At 39.1% G+C, this 20,462-nt stretch carries 19 protein-coding genes; 12 read left to right on the plus strand and 7 right to left on the minus strand.

The features are described 5' to 3' along the window. Positions 1–62 precede the first annotated feature (62 nt). A complete protein-coding gene (lepB, locus tag AC1DOK_RS12490; protein WP_477554608.1) occupies positions 63–578 on the plus strand; it encodes a signal peptidase I in 516 nt (171 codons plus the stop codon). Positions 579–692: 114 nt separating this feature from the next. On the opposite strand, the gene AC1DOK_RS12495 is transcribed toward lepB, so the two are convergent. The 4 genes from AC1DOK_RS12495 to AC1DOK_RS12510 form a co-directional block, all read right to left on the minus strand. Then, on the minus strand, positions 693–2,063 hold the full coding sequence (locus AC1DOK_RS12495; protein ID WP_477554609.1) for an MATE family efflux transporter: 1,371 nt from the start codon (positions 2,061–2,063) through the stop codon (positions 693–695). A 279-nt stretch (positions 2,064–2,342) separates the two neighbouring features. After that, entirely contained in the window at positions 2,343–3,809 is a 1,467-nt protein-coding gene (locus tag AC1DOK_RS12500; RefSeq protein ID WP_477554610.1) for a catalase, read from the minus strand. A 134-nt stretch (positions 3,810–3,943) separates the two neighbouring features. Beyond that, a complete protein-coding gene (locus AC1DOK_RS12505; RefSeq protein WP_477554611.1) occupies positions 3,944–4,654 on the minus strand; it encodes a winged helix-turn-helix transcriptional regulator in 711 nt (236 codons plus the stop codon). After that, positions 4,633–5,028, minus strand: coding sequence for a Fur family transcriptional regulator (locus AC1DOK_RS12510; RefSeq protein ID WP_477554612.1), 396 nt, complete (start codon positions 5,026–5,028; stop codon positions 4,633–4,635). The genes AC1DOK_RS12505 and AC1DOK_RS12510 overlap by 22 nt, the downstream gene beginning before the upstream one ends. Before the next feature lie 214 nt (positions 5,029–5,242). Here AC1DOK_RS12510 and AC1DOK_RS12515 point away from each other — a divergent pair, with 214 nt between their 5' ends. The 7 genes from AC1DOK_RS12515 to AC1DOK_RS12545 all read left to right on the plus strand — a co-directional run bounded on the left by AC1DOK_RS12515 (position 5,243) and on the right by AC1DOK_RS12545 (position 12,454). Further along, positions 5,243–5,536 carry a hypothetical protein gene (locus tag AC1DOK_RS12515; RefSeq protein ID WP_477554613.1) on the plus strand — a complete coding sequence of 98 codons (294 nt, stop codon included), beginning with the start codon at positions 5,243–5,245 and terminating at the stop codon, positions 5,534–5,536. A gap of 240 nt (positions 5,537–5,776) precedes the next feature. Then, a complete protein-coding gene (locus AC1DOK_RS12520) occupies positions 5,777–6,697 on the plus strand; it encodes an ABC transporter permease (RefSeq protein WP_477554614.1) in 921 nt (306 codons plus the stop codon). A gap of 13 nt (positions 6,698–6,710) precedes the next feature. Continuing rightward, complete coding sequence (locus AC1DOK_RS12525) at positions 6,711–7,907, plus strand: ABC transporter permease (RefSeq protein ID WP_477554615.1); 1,197 nt, start codon at positions 6,711–6,713, stop codon at positions 7,905–7,907. 21 nt (positions 7,908–7,928) lie between these two features. Beyond that, a complete protein-coding gene (locus AC1DOK_RS12530) occupies positions 7,929–8,966 on the plus strand; it encodes an ABC transporter ATP-binding protein (protein WP_477554616.1) in 1,038 nt (345 codons plus the stop codon). Further along, complete coding sequence (locus AC1DOK_RS12535; RefSeq protein WP_477554617.1) at positions 8,959–9,933, plus strand: ABC transporter ATP-binding protein; 975 nt, start codon at positions 8,959–8,961, stop codon at positions 9,931–9,933. Before AC1DOK_RS12530 ends, AC1DOK_RS12535 begins: the two co-directional genes overlap by 8 nt. A gap of 284 nt (positions 9,934–10,217) precedes the next feature. Continuing rightward, positions 10,218–11,903: a peptide ABC transporter substrate-binding protein gene (locus AC1DOK_RS12540; protein WP_477554618.1), complete on the plus strand. Its 1,686-nt coding sequence runs from the start codon at positions 10,218–10,220 to the stop codon at positions 11,901–11,903. A gap of 17 nt (positions 11,904–11,920) precedes the next feature. Continuing rightward, on the plus strand, positions 11,921–12,454 hold the full coding sequence (locus AC1DOK_RS12545; RefSeq protein ID WP_477554619.1) for a peptidylprolyl isomerase: 534 nt from the start codon (positions 11,921–11,923) through the stop codon (positions 12,452–12,454). A 267-nt stretch (positions 12,455–12,721) separates the two neighbouring features. Here the strand turns inward: AC1DOK_RS12545 and AC1DOK_RS12550 are convergent, their stop codons facing one another. Together AC1DOK_RS12550 and AC1DOK_RS12555 are read right to left on the minus strand one after the other, a co-directional pair. Then, positions 12,722–14,239: a M56 family metallopeptidase gene (locus tag AC1DOK_RS12550; RefSeq protein ID WP_477554620.1), complete on the minus strand. Its 1,518-nt coding sequence runs from the start codon at positions 14,237–14,239 to the stop codon at positions 12,722–12,724. Between the two features lie 32 nt (positions 14,240–14,271). Next, positions 14,272–14,646 (minus strand): BlaI/MecI/CopY family transcriptional regulator, encoded by a 375-nt coding sequence (locus tag AC1DOK_RS12555; RefSeq protein ID WP_477554621.1) that lies wholly within the window; start codon positions 14,644–14,646, stop codon positions 14,272–14,274. Between the two features lie 194 nt (positions 14,647–14,840). On the opposite strand from AC1DOK_RS12555, the gene modA reads away from it, so the two are divergent. From modA to AC1DOK_RS12570, 3 genes are all read left to right on the plus strand, one after another. After that, positions 14,841–15,629, plus strand: coding sequence for a molybdate ABC transporter substrate-binding protein (gene modA / locus AC1DOK_RS12560; RefSeq protein ID WP_477554622.1), 789 nt, complete (start codon positions 14,841–14,843; stop codon positions 15,627–15,629). 1 nt (position 15,630) lies between these two features. Beyond that, positions 15,631–16,299, plus strand: a complete 669-nt coding sequence (gene modB / locus AC1DOK_RS12565; protein ID WP_477554747.1) for a molybdate ABC transporter permease subunit — start codon at positions 15,631–15,633, stop codon at positions 16,297–16,299. Between the two features lie 112 nt (positions 16,300–16,411). Then, a complete protein-coding gene (locus AC1DOK_RS12570; protein ID WP_477554623.1) occupies positions 16,412–17,347 on the plus strand; it encodes an S-layer homology domain-containing protein in 936 nt (311 codons plus the stop codon). Positions 17,348–17,512: 165 nt separating this feature from the next. Here the strand turns inward: AC1DOK_RS12570 and AC1DOK_RS12575 are convergent, their stop codons facing one another. Further along, on the minus strand, positions 17,513–19,645 hold the full coding sequence (locus tag AC1DOK_RS12575) for a heavy metal translocating P-type ATPase (protein ID WP_477554624.1): 2,133 nt from the start codon (positions 19,643–19,645) through the stop codon (positions 17,513–17,515). A 252-nt stretch (positions 19,646–19,897) separates the two neighbouring features. Here AC1DOK_RS12575 and AC1DOK_RS12580 point away from each other — a divergent pair, with 252 nt between their 5' ends. After that, the gene (locus AC1DOK_RS12580; RefSeq protein WP_477554625.1) at positions 19,898–20,269 is read left to right on the plus strand and encodes an ArsR/SmtB family transcription factor; all 372 of its coding nucleotides are present in this window, start codon (positions 19,898–19,900) and stop codon (positions 20,267–20,269) included. The last annotated feature ends 193 nt before the right edge of the window (positions 20,270–20,462 follow it).

The raw sequence follows: 20,462 nt of genomic DNA on the forward strand, positions 1-20,462 counted from the left end.
TCATTTAATAATCGTTAATAAAGGATAATAAGTTCATTGAAATGGAGAGGAGAGTTCAATTCATGAAAATAATTAAAAAATGGGGAATAAGCTTTCTAATTGCAATCGTTGCGTCATTTACTATTAAAACATTTGTCGCAGAAGCTATGGTTGTTCCGACTGGTTCGATGCTTCCAACCATTCAAATTAATGACCGATTAATTGTTGAGAAAATAATATGGATGGATGATTATCAGTTTGGTGATATTGTTGTATTTTATCCACCTATAACCGAGAAAGTTAATGAAAGGTATGTAAAAAGACTCATAGGAATTCCTGGTGATGTGATTGAAATTAAGAACGGGGCACTGATTCGTAACGGTGTTAAAGTATCAGAAACTTACTTAAACGAGCCAATTCGGTATGAATTTGGTCCGATTACTGTCCCCGAAAACAAATACTTTTTTTTAGGCGACAACCGTAATGAAAGTTTCGACTCTCATTCGTGGACTACCCCTTTCGTGGATAAAGAAAGATTGATAGGGAAGGTAGTTTTAAAAATTCCAACGCATTTAATTGATAAGAGGGATTTAAGGTAAGCTTTTTACTAGGACTTGTCTCAAGAGCGGTCAACTTCGTAAAAACCCTTATATAACAAACAAAAATGGCGTGTCAAATTGGTTGTCAATTTGCACGCCATTTTATTATCTACACTACAGAGCTTTTAACGATTTCTTTTTCCAGAAAAATTGATAATACGTAAACTGAGCTGCGAGGTTGAATAAGAAAGCAAGGGGATAGGCTAGCCATATACCTTTGATGCCAAGCGTTGTGTATTGAGATAGTAAATAAGCTGCTGGCACTTGGATAAGTAGAATGCTTGTAATTGTAAAGAGCGTCGGCCACAATACAGTTCCCGTTGCTCGCATAGTTGCGGAGATCGCCTGTGTGTGCCCCAGAATGACATAACTCCAGAACGAGATAAGAATAAGCTGATGTGCAATATGGATCGTTTCTTCATGATCCACAAATATGCCTAAGATAGGTATTGCTAGGAAGCAAACGATCAATATAAGTATGCCTCCAAGCAGATAATTCAGCATAATTCCTGTTTTGGTTATATGCTTTATATCCGAAATCCTCCCAGCACCCATCGCTTGTGCAACAAATACTGAAACTGCAATCGAAATACTGAGAGCTGGTATCTGAACATAACTCGCAATCTGATTAACTATACCATACGCCGCAGTTGCGTTTGAACCATAGTCATTTACAAAAGTAACAACGGCAATTTCAGACATGGCCATTGTCACCATGCTGATAATCGTTGGAATTGCCAAACGGAGCAAGGTTTTCAGAATCGAGCCTCTTAACTTAAGGTTCTTAAATACAAGTCGATCCAATTTAAGCACGTGATCTTTTTTGTGTAAATACCCGAGCAAGAGAATTAACGTCAGTAAGCCGGATACCACAGAGGCATAAGCAGCGCCATATAATCCGAATATTGGCAATCCGAACCAACCGAAAACGAGAATAGGGAGCAGAACGATGTTCAAGATCGTACTGATCAGCAAAAAGATGAAAGGCGTCTTGGAATCTCCAACTCCACGTATAAAGGTTGTGTAGACCATGTACAAGAAGGTAATAGGTAAGGTAACGAAGAGAATACGAGCATAGCCTGCACTCTCACTTAGAATATTCTCAGGCGTACCCATCCATAGCAATATATGGTCTGCAAAAATACCTCCAAAAAGCGCGACAATGATGGAGATAAGCAGCGTAAAGGCTAGTGTAACCCCCACGACTTCCTTCATCCTAGGGATATTACCCCCTCCGTAAGCCTGGGCTACTAGAATTGAACTACCTGAGCCTATACCAATCGCAAAAGAGATCAGGAAAAATAATAAGGGGAAAAAGGCTGAAATGGCAGCAAGCGCATCTACTCCAAAGGCTTGCCCAACTAGGATGATTCCAAATACTTGGCCTAATGATTGTATAACGCTAGCTAAAATCACTGGCATAAGAAATACAATTAACGGTTTTACTTTTGAAAATGTAGGATTTTCTTTGCTTGTAGTATTCATTGAAACAGGACTCCTTTAATTAAAATATCACTAGGAAACTTTAATATATGGAGCACTCGGTGTCAATAATTTTTTATAAACAATTATTTTATTTGTTTAGTAATTAGTAGATATTTTTACAAAATGTTTATTTTTAATTGTTTCCCAAAGAATAAATAGAACCGTCAATCATACAAAAAGGATAGATAAAGCTGTTAGGTGATCAGCTTTATCTATCCTTTATTTATCCGTATATCCTGTGGACAGTATAAGTTTCGTATGATTTCATAGCTCGTTTAATTATTTTGGAATTACAGAAGTGAAGGCAGAGATATCGACATGAAGTCCATCTGCTAGACGTTGTCCTAACTCGCTATCAGCGCGGAAGAAATTACAAATCGCGAGTAGCTTTGTCTTGTCATGAACATCTTGTAAATCATTCACTAAGTTCTTCACTAGGTTATTCTGATCTTGTTCTGAGAACGTGCGGTAGCGCTCACCTGCTTGGGTGAAGTTATCCGTTTTCTCAATCTGTTGACGTGTAATAGGGCCATTAGTTGGAATTACGCTATCCCGATAAACTGGAGCTTCTTTGGGTTCCTGTTCATGACGAGTTGGCTCATAATTGACAGTTGATGTGTTCTGGTTTACTTGCATGAATCCGTCACGTTGTTGGTTACGGACTGGTGCGTAAGGGCAGTTGACCGGAATTTGCAAATAGTTCGGTCCAAGGCGGTGACGCTGTGTATCTGGATAAGAGAATAATCTTCCTTGAAGAAGCTTATCTTCTGATGGCTCAATACCAAGTACAAGAGCGCTAGGAGAGAAAGCTGATTGCTCTACCTCAGCGAAGAAATTGGCCGGATTACGAATAAGTGTCATTGTACCAACTCTATGGTAAGGAAAGAGGTCTTCAGGCCATACCTTTGTAGGGTCAAGCGGATCGAAGCTGAGCTTGTCAAAGTCATCAGGTGACAAGTATTGAACTTCCAAATCCCATTTAGGGAAATTACCACTCTCAATGTTCTTGAATAAGTCCTTCGTTGCATGGTTGAAATCTTGTCCTTGAACTTCACGTACTTCATCTGCAGATAGGTTGCGAATTCCTTGGTGTGGATTCCAGTGATATTTTACATATGTAACCTTTCCAGCATCGTTAATCCACTTGAAGGCATGGATGCTAAAGCCTTCCATTTCACGATAGCTAGCAGGGGTACCATAGTCAGAGAATACCCAAGTTAACATATGGGTTGATTCTGGCGATAACGTCATGAAATCCCAATAGCGATCTGGCGTTTGGATATTCGTATCCGGTGCTGGTTTTAAGGAATGTACCATGTCTGGGAACTTGATTGCATCGCGGATAAAGAATACAGGTATGTGATTACCCACAAGATCATAATTACCATCTTCCGTATAGAACTTCGTTGAGAACCCACGGGGATCACGTGCAGTTTCTGGCGAACCAGCAGGATGTATGACGGTCGAGAAACGAACAAATACGGGTGTTTCTTGTCCAGGATTTTGTAAGAAAGCTGCTTTCGTATAATCTTTCATACTGTTTTCTAAGACGAAGACACCATGTGCACCAGCGCCACGAGCATGTACGACGCGCTCTGGAATACGCTCACGATCAAAGTGTGCTATCTTCTCAATTAAATGATAGTCTTCAAGCAGAGTAGGGCCATTCGGGCCTGCTGTTCGGGAATTCTGATTATCGCCAACTGGTGCGCCTTGATTCGTAGTTAAGTAATTATGATTGCTCATTTGTTTCACCCTCCAAAAATTATTAGACTTAGACTTAATCTAAATCTATCCTATGAAAGAATCATATCATTAACAAATATGATGAACATGAAGGATTTATGAATACAAGATGAAGGTTTGATGAAGGGATTACATTAGTCAGCAAGACGATATCCGATGCTTCGAATAGTAGCAATATATTTAGGTAACTTAGGGTCATCATTAAGCTTATTACGCAATCTTTTGATATGGACATCTACAATATTACTTCCGCCAAAATAATCCTCTCCCCACACATCATCCAAAATTTCTTGCCTAGTTAATACAGCACCATCAGCCTCTAGTAAAACTTTAAGTAAACCAAATTCCGTACGTGTTAACTCAATTCTCGTGTCCGCTTGATTGACAGTCATTCGGCGATAATCGAGCACAAGGTCTTTAAAGCTTGCTTTCCGAGTTTGATTCTCAGACGGGTGATCATGCCCTGCGATTAGCTGTTTTAAGTTAGATACAATTTGAAGTGCGGGAGCAGGCCACTGCATATAGAGGTTTCTATTGTCATTTGTACTAGTGATAAATCGAGTAAGCATGAAATGTATAGTTGGGATGCTGACCTCGCTTAGGATTTCGTTCATCTCTGATTCGAATTCCAAATTCCGCCGATCAAGTATCAGTGCATCTGGATGCATTTGATTTAATAAATGGGGATTCATATGGTGAAAAACCATAATATCATAGCGATGAGCGGTCAGCTCCCTCACAAGTTCATGAAGAGAGGAAGGCTGCGAGCTAATCAGAATAATACGCTTTGTAGAGTCACTTGAAGCGCCGATCATCTGATTGTCTACTTTTTGTTGGACTGACATTTTGGACACACTCCTTTAAAAACAATATTCTCCTCTTCGATGTTATATCCCGTTTCTTGTGCAATAGCATCTAACCACTCTTGAGATGGCTTCGCAAATACTTCATCAACCTTGCCACACACACGGCAGACAATATGTTGATGGTCTTCGACATGCCCGTCATAACGGCTAGAATCGCCTTCAAGCTTTAGTTCTCGAATCATTCCTTCTTCGGTTAAATAGCGTAAGGAATTATATACAGTTGCATAAGCGAGCTGATGCCCTTGTTTTCTTAAGATTTCAATGATATCTGCAGCTGTCGGGTGGTCATTAGCTTGTGAAACAATTTCATAAATAATTTTGCGTTGTGGTGTCAGGATTCCTTTTCTAGTCATGATGATGTACTCCTTTGGCGATCTATATTTAGACTTAGTATAAATATAATCGAGTAATAGTTCAACTATTTTTAGCCGTAGAAGTAAGTGTAGGTCGAATAACGGATCAAGGAATCAACAATAATCAAGGAATCATGTTATAAAGTTAGCATCACGATGATCTTGTTTTACAGTAAGCCAAATTGGTTATGCTGTTAATGAGGTGATGGTAATTGTGATGGTTTTTCTTGTAACACTTAGCGTTGTTGTACTTCCCTTTATTATGCTTGCAGTTTATCAATTGCTTGGTCGCTGGGTAGTTATCCTAGATGTAGTAGCTGTAATCGCAGTTATTCTGTTCGAAGTAACCTCAGCTGTTGCAGTTTATCTAATTCGCAGGGATGGAACGATATTCATGACGAATATTCATAGACTGTTTGATAACTATATTTTCCTTATAAGTGCTGCTTATCTTGGTATTTATGGAGCCATGCAATTGATTCGATATATGTTCAGGCATTACAAATAAATATGAGTTGCCAAAATGCTTTCGTTGATGAAATTCTCATCTGACGGAAGCTTTTTTGTCTGCATAAAATAATTCATATTATTAAATAGTTATTGAGCTTTGTCGAAAGGTATGATATGGTAAAAAATAAATTTTTGAAAATATAGTCTAATTAGAATAGTTAATTAATACTAGTTAGTTCAAATATAACAATATTAATTACATAATTTAGATAAATTTAAAAATACAAGGAGGCTAAGTATGGGAAGATACATACTGAAACGGCTAATTGCAATTATCATCACCTTATTTATGATTATTACACTGACTTTCTTCCTCATGCATGCCATACCTGGGGGTCCATTTACAGGCGAGAAGAATGTACCAGAAGTAGTAGCCAAGGCTTTAAATGAAAAATATCATTTGGATGATCCTTTATGGAAACAGTATGTGGACTATCTGAAGGGTGTTGTTCAATTTGATCTAGGTCCTTCCTTTAAATATGAGGGGATGACAGTCAATGATTTAATTCGTGCAGGGTTTCCTGTGACAGCTAAGGTCGGATTGTTAACGATCATTGTCATTCTAGTTATTGGAATACCAATTGGTATTTTTGCAGCGATTAATCAGAATAGATGGCCGGATTCGGTCATCATGTTGCTCGCTACACTTGGGGTAACCATACCTTCCTTCGTCGTGGGAACATTGCTGTTATATGTGTTCTCACTGAAGCTTGGCTGGACACCTGCTTTTGGGGTAGAAGAATGGCAGGGCTACTTGCTGCCTGTTCTAGCACTTGCAGGATACTCCTTATCCTTCATCTCTAGGTTAACGAGATCAAGTATGATAGAGGTTTTTCAGCAGGATTATATGCGTACAGCAAGAGGGAAAGGGCTTCGTCCTTCTAAAATTATATTCAAGCACGGACTACGGAATGGGATGATTCCAGTCGTTACAGTTGTAGGACCGCTTGTTGCTTCTATGCTGACGGGATCTTTTGTCATTGAGAAGATTTTTGCTCTTCCCGGTATTGGTAGACATTTTGTGCAAAGTATTACGAATCGCGACTATACAACCATAATGGGAATAACAGTTTTCTACGCGGTTATCCTTGTTGTGATCGTATTTATCGTTGATTTAATTTATGGATTAATAGATCCGAGAATTAAACTTAATAAATAGAAGGAATGATATGATGAGGGACTCTACTAATAACGTTGTTAACCTATCAAATGGCACTTTCGATCCTTCTCTTTGGAATAAATTATTAGATGAAGATAAGGATGAGGGAAGTGTAGGAACTGTCAGTTTAACTTACTGGCAAGATGTATGGAAAAGACTGAGGAAGAACAAAGGAGCATTATTTGGGCTCATAATTATATTTTTGCTGATCTTATTTGCATTATTCGGACCTCTATTAACGAACCATTCCTATGAAGAACAGAATTTATCTTTTTCGAATATTCCGCCAAGATACGATATTTATCAAGTAGGCAATGAGTATTTCTATCTACATAAGAATATCAAGTTATATGAAACGAAGGCAGACGGAACCTTAGTTCAGCAGCTTTCCAAAGACAAAGAAGACATGATTAAGAAGCAGCTTTCTTATAAAACGGGTAGCGGCACTGTATTCATTGATTATAGCCAAAAAAATAATATCGTTCTCAAGGATGCCAGTGGTCAAACTCTAGAAACGTATAAGAATGTATCCAATAAAACCTATCTATTAGGCACAGATCATTTAGGTAGAGATTTATTAACAAGAATTATGTACGGAGCCAGAATATCACTGCTTGTTGCAGTAGTCGCAGCACTTGTTAATCTTATCATTGGGATGATGTATGGCGGAATTGCCGGATTCTTTGGTGGCAAAGTCGATAATATCATGATGAGAATCGTGGATATTATCAGCATTATTCCATTAACTCTCTACGTTATTCTGATCATGGTTGTGCTGAATTCAGGATTGCTAAGTATTATTATTGCACTTGGTTCTGTTTATTGGGTTGATATGGCACGGATCGTTCGTGGACAGATGCTTTCTTTGAAAGAAGAGGAATTCGTGTATGCGGCCAAAACAATCGGTACAAGACCACTCAAAATTATTACGAGTCACTTATTGCCTAATGCAATGGGAGCGATCATTGTAACGTTAACCATGTTGATCCCTAGTGCGATTTTTACGGAAGCCTTCATGAGCTTTATCGGACTTGGTGTAACGGCGCCCATGGCTTCATGGGGAACGCTCTGTAATGAAGCATTAGAATCCATTCGCTCCTTCTCGTACCAGTTGTTTTTCCCTGCGATTGCTATTTGTATCACAATGGTTGCATTTAACTTGATAGGCGATGGGTTACGAGATGCATTAGATCCGAGACTTCGCAAATAAGTGATAGGAGGAGGTGTAACGATGAGTCAACAAATGAAAGATAGTTCAGTGTTACTAGAAGTGAATCATCTGCAAACTTCTTTCTTCTCACATTTTGGGGAAGTTAAGGCAGTTAGAAACGTAGATTTCAAGATTAATAAAGGTGAAGTTATTGGTGTTGTGGGTGAGTCTGGTAGTGGGAAGAGCGTAACAGCGATGTCCATACTTAAGCTTTTGCAGAATCCAGGTAAAATTGTTGGCGGTAATATTCTGTATAAGGGCGATGACTTAGCGAATAAATCGGAGAAGGAAATGAGACGTATTCGAGGCAATGAAATTTCGATGATATTTCAAGATCCGATGACTTCGCTCAATCCATTAATAACCGTCGGTGAACAGATAGTTGAGACGATTATGGAGCATCAGCGTCTGTCCAAGAAGGAAGCTAAGGAGAAGGCAGTCAAGTTACTCAAGCTCGTTAAAATTCCAGATGCTGAGAAAAGAATGTCGAATTATCCCTTTGAATTCAGTGGTGGTATGAGACAGCGTGTCATGATTGCCATTGCATTATGCTGTGAGCCTGATTTATTAATTGCAGATGAGCCAACAACTGCACTTGATGTCACGACACAATCGCAAATACTTAAGCTGATGAAGAACTTGAAGTCCGAATTAAATACGTCGATTATGCTGATTACACACGATCTTGGTGTCGTAGCAGATATATGTACGAGAATTATCGTTATGTACGGTGGCATGATTATGGAGGAGGGGTCTGCGGAGGATATTTTCTATAACCCTAAGCATCCTTATACAGCTGGACTTCTACAATCGATACCTAAAGCTGAAATGCAGGATAGTAAGCGACTTACTCCTATCAAAGGCTCGCCGCCTAATCTAGTAAATCCACCTAAAGGCTGCCCATTTGCTCCAAGATGTGATTATGCGATGGGGATTTGTGCTACTGCTTGTCCTGAGTATACTGACTTAGGCAATGGCCATCAGTCGATGTGCTGGCTTTTACATAAAGACGCACCTAAGAATGATTTTGTAAGTAAAGGCGGTGTAACTATTGGCTAATGAGAATATGCTTGAGGTTCGTAATCTAAAGAAGTATTTTAGCGTAGATAAGAAGTTTCTGGCCAAGGAACCTACTTATCTTAAAGCGGTAGATGATGTTAGCTTCTCCATTAAGAAAGGTGAAACGCTTGGACTTGTCGGCGAATCTGGCTGTGGTAAGTCCTCTACTGCAAGAACAATTATTAGACTTCATGAGTTAACAGCAGGTGAAATCATTCTAGATGGTGTTGACATTGGGCATATGAATGAAAAGCAACTCTTGCCACATCGCCGTAAGATGCAGATGATTTTCCAAGATCCTTATGCATCGTTAAATTCAAGAATGACAGTTAAGGATATTATATCCGAACCGCTTAATGTCCATAAGATCGGCTCTAAGAACGAAAGAATCGATATTGTTGAGAATCTGCTCGACAAAGTCGGCTTAAAGAAAGAACATGCGAGAAGATATCCTCATGAATTTAGCGGAGGGCAAAGACAGCGAATCGGTATTGCTAGAGCACTTGCGGTTAATCCGGAGATTGTCATTTGTGATGAGCCCATATCTGCACTTGATGTCTCAATTCAAGCACAGGTTGTCAATATGCTGCAGGATTTACAAGAAGAGATGGGTCTAACTTATCTATTCATCGCGCATGATCTTTCGATGGTTAAATATATCTCCAATCGCATGGGTGTAATGTATCTAGGTAAGCTAGTCGAAATAGCGGATAGCGAAGAAGTCTATAAGCATCCTGCACATCCTTATACACAGGCGTTACTATCATCGATACCAGCTCCCGATCCTAGAGCTCATCAAGCTGAGGAAGATGTGCTGCTTGAAGGGGACATTCCAAGCCCGATTAATCCACCTCAAGGATGTCGATTTGCGACGAGGTGTAAATATGCGATAGAACGATGCAGGCAAGAGGAACCTTTATTGAAAGAAATTGGTCCTAATCACCTAGCAGCTTGTCATCTAGTGTAAGTAAATAGGGTGTAAGTAAATATTGTGATTGTAACCCATAGAAGTGAATCAATTTCATAACTGATCTAAATGGTTATATTGAAACTATATATAGACAAATTAAAGCGTTTTGATCTATATATAGTCCCGATTGAAGCAGCTAAAGGTATTATGAAATTGATTCTAGTAGCAAGTAAAGTAATTAACTCTTCATCGGATATGACTTTAACGCGGTGATTGAATAAGATTTAGCTGCTATGGGGGAGATCATTTTATTATATAAATCTATTTTAGGGGGAGATTGTGTGTTAAAGACGAATGGTAAATTTCTAGTCATTGCAGTCATGATTCTTACGCTTATAGTTGGCTGTAGTAGCTCACCGAAGACTCAAGAAACAGGTGCGCCAAGTACGACTCCAGCAGCGGAAGCAACTAAGGCACCTGCAGCAAGTGGAGATACGCAAAAAATCGTTTATGTTCTGAATAATGAAGCGGATAAGCTGGATCCAGGTCTTACAGCTGAAACCTTCGCTACGCCAATTATTTCGAACGTATTCGAGGGCTTGGTTCAAATGAATGACAAGTATGAAGCACAACCAGGTGTAGCAAAAGAATGGAAAGTAAGTCCTGATGGTCTCGTATATACATTCACATTGAATGAAAATGCGAAATGGTCTGATGGCAGCCCATTAACAGCTAAGGACTTCTTCTACTCATGGAAACGAGTGATGACTGCTGAGACAGCATCTGACTATTCTTTCATGATGTATCCATACATTAAGAATGGTGAGAAGTTCTTCAAGGGTGAAGTGAAAGAAGAAGAGCTTGGTATTAAAGTAATCAATGATACGACGCTTGAAGTGACGCTAGAAGCTCCATCTCCATATATAATGCAATTGTTTGCTTTCTCTTGCTATATGCCGGTTCAACAAGCTGCAGTAGACAAGGATAAAGAAGCTTGGCACAGAAAAGCAGAATCATTCATCAGTAATGGTCCTTTTAAAGTAAGTGAATTGAAGTTTGGCGAGTCTTATACGTTAGTGAAGAACGAACACTACTGGGGTAAAGACAATGTGAAGCTTGAAGAAATTAAGTTCAGCATTGTTCCTGAATTAGCAACTGGTCTTACAGCGATGGAATCCAAGAAAGTGGATGGCATCAACGGGGTTCCTGCAGCAGAAATCGCAAGATTAAAAGCTGGCGATGATCGCTTTATCGTTCTACCTGCACTTGGTACTACGTACTACTTATTGAATAATAAAATTAAGCCTTTAGATGATGAGAAGGTAAGAAAAGCACTAGCTCTTGCGATTAATAGAAAAGAAATTGTTGAGAACGTAACACAAGGTGGTCAACAGCCTGCATTTGCATTAGTTCCTAACGGAATGGTACTTGAAGGTAAGGACTTTAGAGAAGTTGGCGGTAACTTCGGCTTAACTGAAACGGCAGACGTTGAAGCAGCAAAGAAATTACTAGCAGAGGCTGGTTTCCCTGATGGTGCTGGATTCCCTAAATTAACATTGAAATACTACTCAGGAGATATTCCTAAGAAGGTAACAGAAGCTCTTCAACAAATGTGGAAGAAGAACTTAAATATTGACTTAGAATTAAAATCATCCGAGTGGAAAGTGTACTACAAAGAGATTCAAGATTATGACTATGGAATTGCTTCTATGGGTTGGGGTGGGGACTATGCGCATCCGATGACATTCCTTGATGTGTTTAACTCCAAGAGTCCAAATAATATGACAAACTGGGGTAGTGCAGATTACGACAAGTTTGTAGATCAAGCTAAGAAGGATCTAGACCCAGCTAAGCAACTAGAAGCTATGCATAACGCTGAGAACATTCTGATGAATGAAATGAGAATTCTTCCGGTTTATCATAGTACGAATGTGATGATGATGGCTCAGCATGTTAAGGGCTGGAACAAAAACATTCTAGGTAATATCTATTTCAAAGATGCTTATGTTGAGGGTAGAGGCAAATAATTTGGAGGTGGGTCAAGATGCAGGATAATCCAATCGTAACGATTCATATGGCAAGTGGAAAACAGATTAAGGTTGAGCTGTATCCGGATCTTGCACCAAATACAGTTCGGAACTTTATTCATTTAACGACAAGTGGATTCTTTAATGGATTAACATTCCACAGAACGATCTCCGGATTCATGATACAGGGGGGCGATCCACTTGCATGCTGCGAGGGAGGACCTGGTTATGCGATTGTTGGGGAATTCACCGAGAACGGTCATGAGAACAACTTGTTGCATACGGAGGGTGTCATCTCAATGGCAAGAACTGATGATCCGAATTCAGCAGGCTCCCAATTCTTTATCATGCATAAGCCAGCAGTGCGTTTAGATGGTAAATATGCTGCTTATGGTAAAGTGATTGAAGGATATGAGGAAGTGGACCGGATCGCTAATGTGTCAAAGGATGAGAAGGATAAACCCTTAGAAATCGAGCAAATGCTAGTAGTTTCAGTAGAATTGTTTGGCAGAGTTTATGAGAAGCCAGATACGATTCAAGAACACGTATAAAACAATACAGCAAGGAGGAGCTATTCTAAAAGTAGTAATCTACTAATGGAATAGCTCCTCCTCTTTACATTTTCAACTCGATATAACATAAACAGAATTGCTAATTTGAAGTATTTGATTCTCTTAAGAAATCATCATTATATCTTTCCTGATATAAATCAATCAGTGGTTGAGCGTCTATAAGAGCAGATTCTGGAACCTTCCCCTTGTTGTAATCGATCATGATCTTCATCATTCTTTGATAATCTGACTGGCTTATCAGTTTGGTTACTTTGCAGAGGTTTGAATTGACGAGCTTGGCGGTGAAGAAGGCACTGCGTATCCTATGTTTCCTTGGCTGAATTCCTGCTCAATTTGATAAGACTCTGCTAGGCTTGGACGACGACTAGGGTCATTACCATCTAAGATCTCTGTTACTGGAGGGGAAACAGGTGGAGCGTAATCACCAAGATAAATTTTCCATACATCATCTTGCTTAATCAATCGATAAGCACTTGTCCATTGACCTTGCTTCTCTGTTAATAAGGAAAGGTAGGCACTAGCATGAGTGTCGTCGTCATTGAAAAATTTAATGATTTTGTACGCTAAAAGTCGATCTTGTCTTGATCTACCTTCCCAATCTTCTCTTAAATCAGAAGGACTTATTCCAGTAGCTGTGACAAAAGAAAATGCCTGATCAATATTGCCATCTATTCTAGTATCAAGGAATGCTTCAAGAATATGTTGAGGCTCTGAAACTGTAGCTGATGTTTTGCTATTTGTTAATAAGATACAACTAAGTGCAATCAGAATGATCAATCCGAATATGGAACGTCGATTCGTATTATGGTTAAATAACGTAATCATGGTTATTCTCCTTTTTAGTTTATCCTTGTTTCCTGATAGTCTAGCTATGCCAGGAATTGTCTTATGTTCAGTATAATGATCTAGCATTGTGATGATGGTTAGTCCATAAGCTTTAGATTCATGAGGGTGGAGATATGTCAGCGCGAGATTATCACAAGCAATTTCTTGATCCTCACGCATTCGGCGAAAAGCATACCAAAGTATGGGATTAAACCAATGAAGAATCAATAATCCTTGCATAAGCCAATTGATTGCAATATCCTTACGTTTGTAATGTGATAGCTCATGAAGGAAAATAAAGTGTAATTGTTCTAAGCTAAGATTCTGAGTGATTTCTTTGGGAAGGATTAAAGAGGGCTTCAGAATTCCATAAAGTGTAGGACTAACTACTTGATCTGACCACTTTAATCGAATATCCCTGTTTATGGACATGAGTTGTTTTGATTTATCCAATAAATCAAGGATGGAGGGATCGTTAATAGCTGGTAGATTGAGAAGCTTCTTAGCGTACTTTCTGTTAGTAGCAATCATCTGAATAATAAGTAAAATGACGATAAACAACCAAACATAGAACGCAAATTGCCAAATAGAATTGGAGCTGTTTACAGTTGATTGGGAGTTAACTAAAGTAACTTCTGCATCAACTATAGGCTCAGTTGTTAGGGGGATAATATCTGAGTTAGATGTATATGAAACAGAACTTGTTGAATTTGTAATTAGATTAATTAGATTAAATAGGCTAAAAGAGCTTTCAGGTGTCCATGGCAATATGAGGCGTAGCACGACAATGAACCACAACAGATAGTGCCAGCTAGGTTGTAATCGATTACCGATTATGAATTTGACTGCTAGAATAACACATACAATTAGACTAGCAATCGCTGATGTAGTTAATAACCATTGCAAATAATCTATCGGTAGGGTAGTTACTTGAAACACATGCACCTCATCCTTTCATTAGCTATTTCAATTTATTTTGTTTTTTGTTCTAGAATACGTTTTAATTCTTCAATATCATTGGGAGATAATTTTTCTTCTTCCAAAAAATGAACGAACATGGGCTTAAGAGCTCCGCCATAAATACGATTCAAGAAGGTCTTGCTTTCAGCCTGTATGCATTCTTCCTGAGTCAGTAGAGGATAATAGTTATAGGTTCTACCATCTTCTATAAAACTGAGTACCTTTTTGCAAACTAGTCTGCTAATCAATGTCTTGATAGTTTTAGCTTTCCAGCTTGTATTTCCTTCTAACCTTGAAACAATTTCATTAGATGATAATGGTGATTGTGTCCATAGAATTTTCATTACTTCCCATTCTGCTTCAGAAATTTTGGGTATTTCCTTCATGTGCTCAACTCCTTGACTACATATGTAATCCATAGTTAATATTTAAATATTACAATTGTAATCCAAATAAGTCAAATAAGAAGAATATAGAAGTAAATAAGCGAATGTAGATGCATTGAATGTTGTATGTATTTACATGTTGTAAGGAAGTTCATTATACTTAAGGTTATTATAGTTAGTTGGAGGAATAAGGATTGAAGAGAAGTCATCGAATATATGGTTTATTATTTATTTTAATTTGTTTATACCTATTACTAACAGCTTGCAATTCTCGTCCTTCTGAGAAAATTGATCTTACCATTTCAGCAGCGGTAAGCTTAACGGAAAGTCTCAAGGAAATTCAAACGTTATATGAAGCGAAACATCCTAATGTGAAATTAAATTTGAATTTAGGGGCATCAGGGACCTTGCAGCAGCAAATCGAGCAGGGAGCACCGTCAGATTTGTTTATTTCAGCAGGAAAGAAGCAAATGCAAGCACTTCTAGATAAACAATTAATTGACGTAGAGCATCATGCTAACTTATTAACGAATGAACTGGTGCTTATTGTCCCAACTGATGCAGAAGCGTTAATTAAGAAGCCCGAAGATTTGGTAGATTCAGAAGTGAAGAAAATCGCGATTGGGCAACCGGAAAGTGTACCAGTCGGTGCATATTCGAAGGAAGCATTGACTACAATGAGCCTATGGGATCCTTTACAACCAAAGGTTGTGCTTGCTAAAGATGTTCGCCAAGTACTCAGCTATGTAGAAACCGGTAATGTGGATGCGGGCTTGGTCTACAAGACAGATGCCCTTAGTTCAAGTAAAGTACATATTGTTCACACGCTAGATAAGTCTACTCATCAAGCAATTGAATATCCGATTGGAATCATTAAGGAAACCAAGTACCCTGAAGAAGTGAAGCAATTATTTGATTTTATACGGAGTAAAGAAGCGAGCGATATTTTTGTGAAAAATGGATTTTCGCTTCCGCAAACCTAATATGTCGACGATTAACTGGAATGAATTCATGTCGCCAATTTGGTTATCACTTCGGATATCACTCGTCTCAAGTGTGATTGTTTTTCTTCTAGGCATCCTAGCTGCACGCTTAATGACTAAAAGAAGGGTTAGGGGAAGAGTCTGGATTGAAACTTTGTTTATGCTGCCACTCGTTCTTCCTCCAACTGTAGTAGGCTTTATATTGCTTGTTATGCTCGGTAGAAGAAGCTTTATAGGAGAGGCAATCGAATATATATTTCAGCAGCCGATTGTATTTACCTGGTGGGCAGCTGTTGTTGCAACAGTGGTTGTTGCTTTTCCGCTCGTGTATCAGACCATGAAGGTAGGCTTTCAGTCTGTGGATCGAGATCTTGAGGATGCCGGTAGATCGATTGGTGCGAATGAGTGGCAAGTTCTGCGTCATATTACATTACCTCTAGCTGCTCGTTCCTTATTTGTTGCCTACATGCTCGGATTTGCCCGTGGACTAGGAGAATTCGGTGCAACGTTGATGATCGCGGGGAATATCCCATACAAAACACAAACGTTATCTACGGCTATTTATGTGGCAGTGGATTCAGGCAATATGAATCTTGCATGGCTCTGGACATTTGCAATTATCGTCATTTCATTTCTGTTACTGGTTATTATTAATTTGAAAAAAAGCTGAGGCTGAGCTTTCACATTATGTTGACGTATAATGATTACAAGTTATCCTAATTTGTAAAATTGCAACTTATCAGATTTTAATACGTCTGAATAAATAGAAGGGAGATGTACCAATGAAATCTAAATCGAAGTTGCTCATTATGCTATCAGTTGTCTGTGTATTCTTGTTTACAACATCAGCATATGCTTTTCAAGACATTAAAGGTGATCCTGCCGAGCAAAGTATTCTTAGTTTGAAGGAAGCAGGGATTGTGAGTGGGGTGGACGCGAATCATTATGACCCCAAAGGGAAGCTGTCCTTTGCACAAGCTGTCTATTTGATAACCAAAGGATTAGAATTAAACATTAACCACATTAAATTTGTCAAACAACCACTTGCGAGTGATTATTTTACATCTGTTTCGGATAGCGCCTGGTATGCAGATTCTCTGGTAATTGCACACTTGAATGGTTTGCCGCTGGGTAAAGATTTGAATCCAGACCAAATCATCACACGAGAACAATTCGCTGATCTGCTAAAGCACGCGATAGAGAAGAAGGGAGAATTCCCGCTTATTGAAATCTATATAGATATTGCAGATATGGATGAGGTACAAATAGCGTATAAAGATAGTGTCCAAGCCTTAACAATCATGAACATTATTCGATTAGATGACAAACAGAAATTCCTGCCGAAGCAAGAAGTGACCCGTGCACAAGCAGCGATGTGGGTACATGCAGCAAGGGAATTTGTGAAGACGCATACTGACAATACCACTCCTGATGAGCAGCTTATGCCCGATAAGGATGTAGCGGTGCTGGTTGAGAAACATACGAGTGAAGTGAGTAAGGTTACTGTCTCTTGGGGTGAGCAATCAAACTCGGGTTATGGCATAATTATCAAAGGGATCGAGTTTAAGAATAACAAAGAAGCGATCATCTCCTATGAGCTTAGCTATCCGGAGCCAGGAATGCATTATTTGATGGTTCTAACCCATCCGAAGGCAGTAACTTATATTCCAAGTCAATATAAGCCTGTATTGAAGCCTTATGCTGCTAAATTACGATAACTAGATTAATTAAGGGGATGTCCCAAACTTCCCACTCTTTCCCTGTAATTTTCAAGTCACTAACAGAAACTAAAAGTGCGTTTGATCAACTAACGTAATAAAGGAGCTTCCCTGTTAAGTAGGAAATTCTACTTAAGGGACAGCTCCTTTGTTTGTTTATAGAAATTAGGATGAGCTTTTCTTTGATTGAATCAAGATCGTCAAGCTGACCAAGCTAACGAATATGGTAGCTCCCATATCAGATAAGATTGCGATCCATAGAGTAAGCAGACCTGGAATTGTAAGAAGGAGGGCAATTATCTTAAGTCCTAATGCTACGCCTATATTAAATCGAATAGTGCGGTTCACTCGTTTAGCAATGGAGACTGCTTCAGGAAGCTTTCCTAAGTGATCCTGCATCAAGACGATATCTGCGGTTTCAATTGCGCTATCTGTACCCTTACCCATTGCAATGCCAAGGTTTGCAGAAGCTAGAGCAGGGGCATCATTGATCCCGTCGCCAATCATCGCTACACGGCCTTGCTTAGCCAAAGCTTTGATCTGATTGACCTTATCTTCTGGTAGTAGATCTCCATAATAATCGGTTACACCTACAGCCTTCGCAACCTTCTCAGCAGTTTTCCTATGATCACCTGTCAGCATAACAGTGCGGCGAATTCCACTTCGATGCAGGGCAGCAATAACTTCTTTACTCTCAGATCTGATTTCATCCGCGATACCGAACATACCGAGTATTTGTTGTTCATCCGCAACGAGAACTAAAGTTAAGCCTTGATCTTTGAGAAGATTGATTTGAGTCTGAATGGACGCTGGTATATTCAAATGAACTATCGTTTGCTCATTCCCCAGCCAATATTTAACCCCATTAATAACTGCTTCAATTCCACTGCCAGACATGGTTTGTATGTCATCTGCATCCACAGCTACGATTCCATGCTTATCGATTTCCTTCATGATTGCCTTCGCTAACGGGTGAGAGGAAGTCTTCTCAATGGATGCTGCAATCGTGTAGAATCTATCTTCATTATAGACAATTGCTTGTTCTACATGTGGCTCACCTTTGGTGAGTGTGCCTGTTTTATCGAAAGCAAGTGTATTTATTTTACCTAACTGTTCAAGATGAACGCCGCCTTTGATCAGCACGCCATTACGGGCGTTCCGAGTGATTCCAGCTACAATTGCAATTGGTGAAGATAGGATAAGTGCACATGGACAACCTACGATCAGAACGGCTAAGCCTTGATATAACCAGTGTATCCAATCTCCACTTAGGAATAAGGGAGGGATAAGCATGACAAGAGCAGCTACTATCATAATGAGTGGTGTATAATACTTCGCAAATTTGTTAATGAATAGTTCCGTTGGCGTCTTCGTTTCTTGTGCTTCTTGTACGAGATGAAGAATTTTGGCCAATGAAGAGTCGTGATAAGCTTTAACAATTCGTACTTGTAGAACTCCTTCATTGTTGATACTTCCACCAAATACGGATTCACCAATTGCTTTGTCTATAGGAAGTGATTCTCCCGTAATCGCTGCTTCATTGACGGAGCTTTTGCCTGCATAGACGGTTCCGTCAGATGGGATTTTGCCACCGGGCTTTACAATTACAATATCGCCAACCGCTAGAGAGCTAATCGGGACAACAGTTTCTTGACCGTCTATAAGCTTCGTTGCTTCTTTAGGTGCAACCTGCAACAAGGATTCCATCGAACGGCGCGCTTTCTCCATTCCAAGTCCTTCGAGCAGTTCGTTGAGTCCAAATAGAATAGCTACAAGTGTTGCTTCTTTCCATTCGCCTATCGCTAGGGCACCAACAAGAGCAATCGTCATTAACGTATCAATATTGAAGTTGAGTCGAGATAAGTTCTTCAATCCACGGAAGAAGGTCGTATAGCCACTAATAATAGTAGCAAGTAAATACAGAGGAATAACTATAAAGTCGGTTATTATTCCATCTAGAGCAAAAGCTGCTATGTAGATAACAGCAGACACAATCAATAGACGAAGCATTTTGTTGTTACCGTGACTATGACTATGTTCATGACCTGCATGATCATGGCCTTCATGATGATGACCCGCATGATGACCTTCCTGAGAATCTTGTGCTTTCTCAATATAGGCACCTTCAGATTTCAGGATTGCTTCGACTTTAGGAAGGGATACCTCCGAGGCTAGCTTCAAACGACCTGAATTGTAACTTAATGTAGCGGTATTACCATGTTCAAGCTGCTGAATTTCACGTTCAATTTTGAGTGTACAATTGCCGCATGATAAGCCTTTAACTCTATATTCGTTCATTCTGCATGCCTCATTTCAAATAAATGGACTACGATATATGAATACTTGCTCATATAATATTCCTGAATACTTATTTTGTCAACACAAATAGGATTAATTTCCCGATTTAGGATACCCAATTGTAATCATTTCGTATAAGCTATTCTTTTGTTATAATGTTTGATAACGATCATGCACGAAGAATCCAGATAAACCGTAATTTTCATGAGGACTGTGATATAGTTTTATATAACGAACAAAGAAGGTGAGACTATGGAACAACCAATAATCATGACTGAAGATTGTGAATCTACATGTATGGGAACTGAAACGGATCTTAACCTGATTAAAGCACGTATGATTGAAGATCAATATGCTGTTCAATTGGCTGATTGGTTCAAAGCGTTTAGTGATCCGACGCGGGTTAAATTAATTGATGCTTTATTGCAAAAGGAACTTTGTGTACATGATTTGACTGTACTACTGGATATGGGGCAATCTGCTATATCACATCAGCTTCGCTACCTTCGTAACATGCGTATTGTGAAGCGTCGTAAAGTCGGAAAGACCGTATTCTATTCATTAGATGACACCCACATCGAGCAAATATTCGTTCAAACCTTACAGCATACTAAGCATACCTGAGAGAGAACGTGAGAGTACGGAGTTCGCTTAAGCCGTTTTGATCTATATATAGCCTTGATTGTAGCAGCTAAAGGTATTATGAAATTGATTCGATTAACTAAATATTGTGGAAGTATAAGGGCTACTGACTTCGTTCAGTAGTCTTTTTTTTATTGGTAGCACTGATAAATTTAAGTGTTGATAATTGGTTGTT

The organism is Paenibacillus sp. P5_B5 (genome assembly GCF_056400365.1).

Coding starts and splice junctions, on each gene's coding strand:
- lepB (WP_477554608.1), top strand. CDS start 63: ATGAAAATAATTAAAAAATGGGGAATAAGCTTTCTAATTGCAATCGTT.
- AC1DOK_RS12495 (WP_477554609.1), bottom strand. CDS start 2,063: ATGAATACTACAAGCAAAGAAAATCCTACATTTTCAAAAGTAAAACCG.
- AC1DOK_RS12500 (WP_477554610.1), bottom strand. CDS start 3,809: ATGAGCAATCATAATTACTTAACTACGAATCAAGGCGCACCAGTTGGC.
- AC1DOK_RS12505 (WP_477554611.1), bottom strand. CDS start 4,654: ATGTCAGTCCAACAAAAAGTAGACAATCAGATGATCGGCGCTTCAAGT.
- AC1DOK_RS12510 (WP_477554612.1), bottom strand. CDS start 5,028: ATGACTAGAAAAGGAATCCTGACACCACAACGCAAAATTATTTATGAA.
- AC1DOK_RS12520 (WP_477554614.1), top strand. CDS start 5,777: ATGGGAAGATACATACTGAAACGGCTAATTGCAATTATCATCACCTTA.
- AC1DOK_RS12525 (WP_477554615.1), top strand. CDS start 6,711: ATGAGGGACTCTACTAATAACGTTGTTAACCTATCAAATGGCACTTTC.
- AC1DOK_RS12530 (WP_477554616.1), top strand. CDS start 7,929: ATGAGTCAACAAATGAAAGATAGTTCAGTGTTACTAGAAGTGAATCAT.
- AC1DOK_RS12545 (WP_477554619.1), top strand. CDS start 11,921: ATGCAGGATAATCCAATCGTAACGATTCATATGGCAAGTGGAAAACAG.
- AC1DOK_RS12555 (WP_477554621.1), bottom strand. CDS start 14,646: ATGAAGGAAATACCCAAAATTTCTGAAGCAGAATGGGAAGTAATGAAA.
- modB (WP_477554747.1), top strand. CDS start 15,631: ATGTCGACGATTAACTGGAATGAATTCATGTCGCCAATTTGGTTATCA.
- AC1DOK_RS12570 (WP_477554623.1), top strand. CDS start 16,412: ATGAAATCTAAATCGAAGTTGCTCATTATGCTATCAGTTGTCTGTGTA.
- AC1DOK_RS12575 (WP_477554624.1), bottom strand. CDS start 19,645: ATGAACGAATATAGAGTTAAAGGCTTATCATGCGGCAATTGTACACTC.
- AC1DOK_RS12580 (WP_477554625.1), top strand. CDS start 19,898: ATGGAACAACCAATAATCATGACTGAAGATTGTGAATCTACATGTATG.